The 7,327-nt window shown below is 43.1% G+C and carries 5 protein-coding genes; 3 read left to right on the top strand and 2 right to left on the bottom strand.

The genetic code is table 11. The features are described 5' to 3' along the window. The 3 genes from IQR33_RS01505 to IQR33_RS01495 all read left to right on the top strand — a co-directional run. On the top strand, positions 1-613 hold a 613-nt coding region (locus IQR33_RS01505; RefSeq protein ID WP_228013704.1), incomplete at its 5' end, for a TetR/AcrR family transcriptional regulator. Further along, on the top strand, positions 600-1,928 hold the full coding sequence (locus tag IQR33_RS01500) for an efflux RND transporter periplasmic adaptor subunit (protein WP_053349324.1): 1,329 nt from the start codon (positions 600-602) through the stop codon (positions 1,926-1,928). The genes IQR33_RS01505 and IQR33_RS01500, both read left to right, overlap by 14 nt. Beyond that, on the top strand, positions 1,925-5,026 hold the full coding sequence (locus tag IQR33_RS01495; protein ID WP_193837904.1) for an efflux RND transporter permease subunit: 3,102 nt from the start codon (positions 1,925-1,927) through the stop codon (positions 5,024-5,026). Before IQR33_RS01500 ends, IQR33_RS01495 begins: the two co-directional genes overlap by 4 nt. A gap of 507 nt (positions 5,027-5,533) precedes the next feature. Here IQR33_RS01495 and IQR33_RS01490 read toward each other — a convergent pair. Further along, complete coding sequence (locus IQR33_RS01490; protein ID WP_193837903.1) at positions 5,534-6,373, bottom strand: DNAase; 840 nt, start codon at positions 6,371-6,373, stop codon at positions 5,534-5,536. Between the two features lie 164 nt (positions 6,374-6,537). After that, positions 6,538-6,960 carry a hypothetical protein gene (locus tag IQR33_RS32040; protein WP_228013703.1) on the bottom strand — a complete coding sequence of 141 codons (423 nt, stop codon included), beginning with the start codon at positions 6,958-6,960 and terminating at the stop codon, positions 6,538-6,540. Between the last annotated feature and the right edge of the window lie 367 nt (positions 6,961-7,327).

Below are 7,327 nucleotides of genomic sequence, written 5' to 3'. Positions count from 1 at the left end.
CGACGCACGGGAAAAACTGATTTTCCACGCGCGCGAACTCTTCACCATTATGGCTTATGACAAGGTCTCTACTCGCCTAGTCGCGCAGAAAGCAGGCGTGAACGTGGCGATGATTCGTTACTACTTTGGCAACAAAGAAGGCTTGTTCGAGACCATGTTGCGCGAAACACTGTCACCGATGCAAAAGCAGATGCAGACGTTGGTATCCAACAGTAACGAGCAAAACTTTCTCGATCTAATGCGCACCTACTACCGCGAAATGATCAAGGTACCACAGTTCCCACGCTTAGTTGCCCAAGTTATGAATATGCCCCCATCGGAAACCCAACGCAAACTGCTCGAAAAAGTCTTCGCAGATATCAGCAAGCCAATGCAAGGCGTGATCTTTGATAAGTTGATCGACAGTGGCGTTTTACGAAAAGACGCCGACCCTAAACTTTGTCGCGTCTCTTACATCAGCTTGATGGTGTTTCCTTTTATGGCACCACCAGCACTGCTCGCCATTCATGGCATTGAACTTTCTGAAGCCTTCTTGAACCGATTATTCGAACACAACATACAACTGATGAAACATGGATTTTTAGACTCGGGCGACCAATATGAAAGTAAATAAAAAGCTGCTGTTCTTTCCTGCTCTTGCGGTGGGGGTCGTCATTCTGTTTTTGGCGATTAGCCTCAAACCAGATTTGCCCGTAAAACCCTCTGGAGATCGTGCACGGTTGGTCGAGACGATTCCACTTGAGCTAAAAGCCATTGCTCCAGTAGCCATAGGGTTTGGCAAGATCACCCCAAAAGTGGAATGGAAAGCGATAGCCGAAGTGACGGGTAAAGTGGTCTACCGCCATCCGCAACTGGAAAAAGGACAAGTGTTGCAAGCAGGGACAGAAATCTTGCGCATCGACCCGCTCGATTACGAGTTGAAACTGGTTCAAGCTCAAGCCGATCTCAAATCTGCCCAAACCTCTCTGGCTAAGCTGAACCAAGAAGAAGCGAATCTCAAAAGCACCCTCAAGATAGAAGCCAACCGTCTGGTTATCGCCAACAAAGAGTTAGACCGTAAGCAAAACCTACGTAAAAAAGGCCTAACGTCTCAATCGGATGTAGATCAGCAAGAGCAAAGCGCACTCTCTCAACGTAAGTTAGTACTGGATATTGAAAATCAAATTGGTTTGATGCCGGATGAGAAACGAGTCGCGGAAGCCCTAGTTAAAGTTAATGCATCAAAAGTGGATGAGGCCGAACGCTCGCTTGATAAGACCATCATCACGCTTCCTTACGATTTGCGTATTGCTGACGTAGAAATTGAGAAAAAGCAAGTGGTTAACCTCCAACAAACCATGGTGACAGGACATGGTATTGATGTCATGGAAGTGGAAGCTCAACTATCCATTCATGACATGCAAACTTTGGCGGCGAGCATCGGTGAGTTTGTCCGCGATGAATCTGGTATTCCACAACCTGATATGAATGCGATTCATGCCAACATTGAACTCAGCAGCGGTAACCTCTCTGCAAGCTGGCCTGCGAAAGTTGCACGCATCAGTGAAACGGTTGATCCAAGCCAAGCGACTGCCGGTGTGATTCTGGAAATTGAACAAGACTACCGTGCATTAAACCCAACGTCTGCGCCTCCATTGGTGAACGGCATGTTTGTGCGTGCCTTGATTGAGGGACAAGAGAACCCGAGTTGGGTCATCCCAGAGCGTGCGCTTCATGGCGATAAGATTTACCTGATGGGAGATGACAACCGTCTGCAAGTCGTCACGGTTGAAGTGTTATATCGTCGCAATAACCAAGTGGTGATCGATGGTGAACTAGAGCAAGGTCAGAAGCTGATCATCAACGATTTGCTGCCTGCGATTAACGGCATGCTATTGAAAGAGTCACCTGAACAGTCAGAAACGGCTATTGAGGAGTCTGATTCATGATCCGATTCTTCGCCAAGCATCCAACAGCAGCCAACTTGCTGATGCTAACGCTGCTGATATTGGGGATTTCTTCACTTTCCACGATTAAGCGTGAAACTTTTCCTGAGTTTGATCCGCCCTACATCCTAGCTGGTGTGGTTTACCCCGGCGCTTCCCCTCAAGAGGTAGAAGAGAGCATCTGTATCCGAATGGAAGATGCTGTCGATGGCCTTGCCAACATCAAAGAAACTCAGTGTGAAGCGATTGAGGGTTCTGCGCGTCTTATCTTAAAACTGAATGAAGAAGCCGACATCGGCCGCATGCTGGTTGATGTTCAAACCCAGATCAACTCGATAAACGACTTCCCACAAGAGATTGAATCTCCTGTGGTCCAAGAGCTCGATTTGAACGAGCCAGTTGTGGATGTCGCCATCACCGCAGATACCACATGGCCAGAGCTAAAAGCGTATGCCGAACAGCTTAAACGCACGTTAAAAATCGATTACGATGTCTCTTTGGTTGAAGTTGCTGGCTTCTCTGACCACCAATACCGAGTAGAGTTAGACACTCAAGCTATCCGACAACTTGGTTTGAGTGTTGGTGATATTGCGGACCAGATTGGTCGTCAAAACGTCAAGTTGCCAAGTGGTAATGTCGAAACGCCAGATAAGAACTTTCTGATCCGCTTTGACGAACGACGCGTGACGCCGGAAGAGCTTGAGACTATCGTCGTGGGCTCTGGTACAAATGGCTCAATCATCCGTCTAAGAGATATTTCGACGATTACCGACGGGTTTGAATTGGACGAACAGAAAGTCCTCTTCGATGGTCACCCTTCTGCCCTACTAAAAGTCAGCAAAAACAAAGAAGACGATGCACTGCGCATTAAAGAACGTGTTGCTCAATTTGTCGAAGAACAACAAGCCATCGCGCCAGACGGTGTGATGCTACAAATGACCAATGACCTTTCATCCGTGCTTTGGGATCGCCTGACCATGATGGTCAAAAACGGTTGGCAAGGTATCATTCTGGTCTTCGCCACCATGTGGTTGTTCTTTAGTTTTCGCTACTCTTTTTGGGTCGCAGCTGGTTTACCTGTTGCCTTCTTAGGTGGGTTATTTTTGATGGCGCAACTTGGCCTGTCCATCAACATCATGTCTTTGGTCGGGTTACTCATGGCCATCGGTATCATGATGGATGACGCCATCGTTATTGCCGAATCGATTGCCGCTCACCTCGACCGAGGAGAAGAGATCGATGATGCCGTGATAAAAGGAGTGAAAAAGGTACTGCCGGGGGTCATCTCTTCCTTTTTAACTACGGTGTGTATTTTCGGTAGCTTGTTATTTTTGCAAGGTGAAATGGGTGCGGTACTTAAAGCGGTTCCTCAAGTTCTGATCCTCGTACTGAGTTTAAGTTTGGTGGAAGCCTTCTTGATTCTACCTAACCACCTTTCTCACTCACTACACAAACAAAAGCAAGAGCGAAAAACACCGAAGTTCAAACAAAAGCTGCTCGCTTCTTTTGAAAACTTCCGCAACACCACCTTGGTCAACGCAGTGGATAAAGTGGTCGAGTATCGCTATGCCTTTATGGGTGGCGTGGTTGCCTTGCTTCTTATCTCCGCGGCCACGTTAGTAGGTGGTTTACTCAAGTTCCAACCCTTCCCTGAATTGGATGGCGACATTGCAGAAGCGCGTATTATTCTTCCTCCGGGTTCTTCTCTGTCTCAAACGGAAGCTGTCGTCGATAAGATCGTCGCTTCCGCTCAAAAGCTAGATAAAGAATGGACAGAGAAAGTGGAAGACGGCAATCCATTGGTTCTACACATTACCAGTCAATTCAACGCTAACGCCGACGCGAATGAATCTGGCCCTCACATTGCCACGGTACGTCTGGATTTGCTGGGCGCCGAGAGTCGTAACACACTCATCGATGAATTTATCGACGCATGGCGTGAAGACATTGGTGAACTTGCCGATCCTATCTCGCTGGTATTTAAACAACCGACCATGGGGCCGGGTGGACGAGCGATTGAAATTCGAGCGAAGCATGATGAACTGGATGCGCTCAAAGCCGCCTCTATCGACATTCAACAATACTTAAATGAGTTTGACGGTGTCCATGGCGTGTTGGATGACATGCGTATGGGTAAAGAAGAAGTCTTGGTAAAACTGCGTCCGGGCGCAGAAGCTTACGGGATTAACGGCCAACTCATCGCCAATCAATTGCGTGCAGCTTTCTTTGGCCAAACCGCAGACGAGATCCAAGTTGGGGTAGAAAACATTTCAATCGAAGTTCGCCTCGATAAAGCACAAGCCGGTGACTTACAGCAATTGGCAAACTTTCCGATTATCTTGTCCGATGGCAGTCAAATCCCCCTCGCAACCATTGCGACTTTGGATTTCCAACGTAATTACGTAAGAATCCAGCGCATTGATGGCTTGAGGACTGTGAGCGTATTCGGCGATATCAACAATACGAAAGCCAACTCAACCGCCATTATTCGTCAGTTCCAACAGGATGAGGCGCCAAAGCTTATGCAAAAGTATCCTGGTCTTCGCTTTGATTTTGAAGGCGAAGCCAAAGATACCGCTGAAACTGGCGCATCAATGGGTAAAGGCTTCTTGCTTGGTTTATTTGGCGTGTTTGCGATTCTGAGTTACCAATTCCGCAGTTATTTGGAACCATTCGTCGTCATGCTTGCGATTCCACTCGCCTTTATTGGCGTGGTATGGGGACACATCCTACTCGGTCACTCATTAAGTATGCCGAGTATGATGGGCTTTGTCTCACTAGCGGGGATTGTGGTGAATGACTCGATTCTGTTAGTTCAGTACATACGCCATCATGTCGATGAAGGGGATAATGTGCACGACTCAGTAGTCAAAGCCAGTCGGGAACGCTTTAGAGCAGTATTCCTGACATCAATGACCACTGCAGCAGGTTTGCTTCCGTTACTGACTGAAACCAGTTTGCAAGCACAGGTTATCCAACCACTGGTTATCTCCATCGTGTTTGGTATTTTCGCATCCACTCTGCTGGTGTTGTTTATGATCCCTGCTGCGTATGCCATTTTAGCTGACTTCGGCCTAGTCCATAAGCACGAAGAAATCTAAAACGACTGATAAGTAAACTTATCAAAATGCACAAGAGCGGCTTAGGTCGCTTTTTGTTCAATACCAATGCGTTAAAAAACACACAATCACTTAACAAACAGAGGGTTATTGTGTCTCATTAAGTGTGAATATGAACAGTTAAGGATTAAGTATGTTGAGTTTTATATAACCAAATCAAATAACCAACACAAGATTTATAATATGTCTTATTGTCAAAAACGGAATTTCACAGAGTAAAAATACACGCAGGCAACACATTCACAATTTAAACTCACGATAATGAAAACATTGATTGAAGAATTAACATTTTAACAATCATTACAACAATGTTAACTTTAGCCTCGTTGGTCGCGCTGGTGGTAAGCCTCTCACCAAGCCTATTGTCAGTTTTATATGGACGTTCGACCACCTCCAAAATGAATAGACACCCAATTTGGTGCCCTTTTTTCGCCCGTGAAAGCATTTTTCGCGGGCTTTTTTCTTTAAGTTAAGTATGAACGCTCTGGATCAACTTTTTTTTGTCAACCTTTCGGATTTGGAGGTAGTATGTGAATCAATAAGCGGAGACAGTGCTAGCAACTCTAAAACATTTTTTTCAAAGATTTCATCCGCGTGTCTTACCCAATCTAAAAACTTTTTTTGAGCAAACATAGGCTCGATTTCATATAAAAATTCAATACTAAAGTAAAACTCATTTTTGATAGGCAAATTGTACACTCTTCGATAGTCTTTTTTATACTCCAAATTTCCTTCTACATATTTTGAAAATGTATTTTCACCAATCTTGATATCTTGGCATTTGATTGGAGGGTAACCACGAAGAAACTCTCCTACAAGGAACTCTTCTTTCGCTCTCTTTTTTTCTTCGTTTATCGGGTCCATTCCCCAACGATGATTTGCGTACGCAATGGCATCATTCATCAACTCTGTATGATCACCTTTTCGAGAGCCGTCAGGTGACTCTACAGCATGATAAAAATCCACGTACTCTTTCTCTATAAATGAAGATAGTTCATTAACACTAGTAATATATTTATCTGAAGATTTAATCCTTAACCGAATATATAAACCACCTTGTTTATTGATTGGTAATAGTGGATTTATTATTTTATTTTGAAAAGAGAAATAAATCGTGGCCAATTTTATAAACTTTTCATGCCGCTCTACTTTTGAATCAATATTGAACCGTTGTAATTCAATAAAATCTTGGTATACATGACCTTCATATATGTTGTTCGGACACTCAAATGACAGCACTAAGTCATCTATCTGGAATACATTATGTAACAAGTTTGCAAAATCTGGTTTCCCTCTAAACCCATCTTTAAGGATTTTGATAAAATTCATATTTATATCTCTTGTTATTTAAATATGTATTGATATTTGTGATAAGCTCTCTACTAAATCCATTGGCTTTATATACGCCATGGCGTACAAAGGTAAATAGACATCCAATTTGATTCATTTTTCTCTCATGGCTACATACTTTGCTAGCTTTTCTTGACGCTGTGTTACTCTGTCTTAGTTTTTTCGTTCAATCCCTTTACCGCTTTGGCTATATACGAGTCGATGAGCGGAGACAAATCCAGTAATTCCAATACTTTTTTTTCAAAAGTTTCATCAGCACTTCTCACCCAATCTAAAAACTTTTGCTTAGCAAACATCGATTCGTACTTATACCAAAACTCGATGCTCAGGTAGAATTCATTTTTTATGGGTAAATTGTATACTCTTCGTAATTCACTCTTATACTTAATATTACCTTCTGAGTATTTTGAGTATTTGTTTTTTCCAACTTCAACTAGCTCACACTTTATTGGTGGATAACCACTTAAGAAACCTCTAATTAAATATTCTTCTTTTTCTCTTTTTCGGTCTTCACTTTCTGGAATTTCTCCCCATTGTTTATTAGCACGCTTAGTCAATTCTTTCATCAAGTCTGTATGATACCCCCTCATAGAGCCTTCACTTTGCTCCGGGGCATGATAAAATCATAATATTCTCTCTCTAAAAATGAGGACAATTGACTAATATTATCAATATCTTCTCCAGTAGATTTAACCCGTAGACTAATATATAATCCACCTTATTTGTTAATAGGAAATAAAGGGTTTAATATTTTCTTCTGAAACAAAAAATATACCGTAGCTAATTTTATAAACCTTTCATGCCTCTCTATTTTTGATTCAACATCGAACTGTTATAAATTAACAAGATCCTGGTATACATGTCCTTCATATATGTTGTTCGGACACTCAAATGACAGCACTAAGTCATCTATCTGGAACGCATTATGTAATA

It is taken from the genome of Vibrio sp. OPT46, from assembly GCF_015163535.1.
In the GTDB taxonomy this organism is placed as follows: Bacteria; Pseudomonadota; Gammaproteobacteria; order Enterobacterales; family Vibrionaceae; genus Vibrio; species Vibrio alginolyticus.
The sequence above is the reverse complement of the archived record's forward strand: the minus strand, read 5'-3'. Positions and strand labels throughout refer to the sequence as shown.

Coding starts and splice junctions, on each gene's coding strand:
- IQR33_RS32040 (WP_228013703.1), bottom strand. CDS start 6,960: ATGAAAGAATTGACTAAGCGTGCTAATAAACAATGGGGAGAAATTCCA.
- IQR33_RS01495 (WP_193837904.1), top strand. CDS start 1,925: ATGATCCGATTCTTCGCCAAGCATCCAACAGCAGCCAACTTGCTGATG.
- IQR33_RS01490 (WP_193837903.1), bottom strand. CDS start 6,373: ATGAATTTTATCAAAATCCTTAAAGATGGGTTTAGAGGGAAACCAGAT.
- IQR33_RS01500 (WP_053349324.1), top strand. CDS start 600: ATGAAAGTAAATAAAAAGCTGCTGTTCTTTCCTGCTCTTGCGGTGGGG.